Raw genomic sequence first — 999 nt, forward strand, 5'->3', positions numbered from 1 at the left:
TTTGAATAACGGGCGTTTACTAACCAAAATCGATTTAAACGCCATTCTGTATAACAAACTGTACAACCATTAAAGATAGAACTATCATTTTGGTGTACTATCTTGAAGTTAGGGGAATAACACATGAAGAAACTTGTAATCATGCTATTTGTCATCTGTTTTTTTGGAACTGCGCACGCTCACTCAGGTGGAACAAACTCAGAAGGCTGTCACAATAACCATAAAACTGGTGGGTATCATTGTCATTAAAGCGCGAAAAGGGCTGCACTTTACAGCAGCCTTTGCCTAATTTCAGGATTCTGTCAGCATAATCTATGGTTTCGATTGTTTCGACACATGTAGCGCGTCGCATCCCTTATACCAATTGCATACCCTCTTTGATAAGGAGAGTTGCTTCCTCCAAAACTTCCAGGATCTCCCGGGCAACCAGGATAGCCGGGAAATCCCATCCCGAAAGATTCAGCGCCTGCTTTATAACCGTCTTGATAACCATCACAAAAACCGCCTCCGTATGCTTGAACTTCATTCGTATTGCTTGTTAGTGCGTAAGCAAATACTAGAGACACCACCACGCTTGAAATTTTAGTTTTCATAGTTCCCTCTTATTCTCATCAGTTAGCACAATGAGCTTAGTAGAGAAAATTAGACATAGGGAAGGCAATTACTACAAGTGCATAACGTCGTAATAATGGGCGCTGACAACACCCAAAAACCAAAAAATAACCTTATTCACAATGGGTTAGAAAAACGCCGCAGTGCGATTGCGTCCCATTGATTACCTTGTTATAGCAAGAACCAAACCTTACGCGGCTTGCCGCCAACCTGCTGTTGAAAAAGACATTTTTAACTAAACCCAAACGAAACCGTTTCAACAAACCACCAAGAAAAAACCCTTTCGTTTGAACTCAGCACTGCAACCTGAGAAACAAACACTTTAACCAAACCGCCAGAAAACGATTCAAAGCAAAACCCATTTAAACCACCTGCTATGAAAAACGG

2 protein-coding genes are annotated in these 999 nt (G+C 41.2%); one reads left to right on the forward strand and one right to left on the reverse strand.

Annotated features, from left to right (window positions below):
- Window positions 1-141: 141 nt before the first annotated feature.
- Window positions 142-249, forward strand: coding sequence for a YHYH domain-containing protein (locus tag A1OO_RS23310; RefSeq protein WP_241819226.1), 108 nt, complete (start codon window positions 142-144; stop codon window positions 247-249).
- A 106-nt stretch (window positions 250-355) separates the two neighbouring features.
- On the opposite strand, the gene A1OO_RS23460 is transcribed toward A1OO_RS23310, so the two are convergent.
- Window positions 356-526, reverse strand: coding sequence for a hypothetical protein (locus tag A1OO_RS23460; protein WP_017003047.1), 171 nt, complete (start codon window positions 524-526; stop codon window positions 356-358).
- Between the last annotated feature and the right edge of the window lie 473 nt (window positions 527-999).

It is taken from the genome of Enterovibrio norvegicus FF-33 (genome assembly GCF_000286835.2).
Classification (GTDB): domain Bacteria; phylum Pseudomonadota; class Gammaproteobacteria; order Enterobacterales; family Vibrionaceae; genus Enterovibrio; species Enterovibrio norvegicus_A.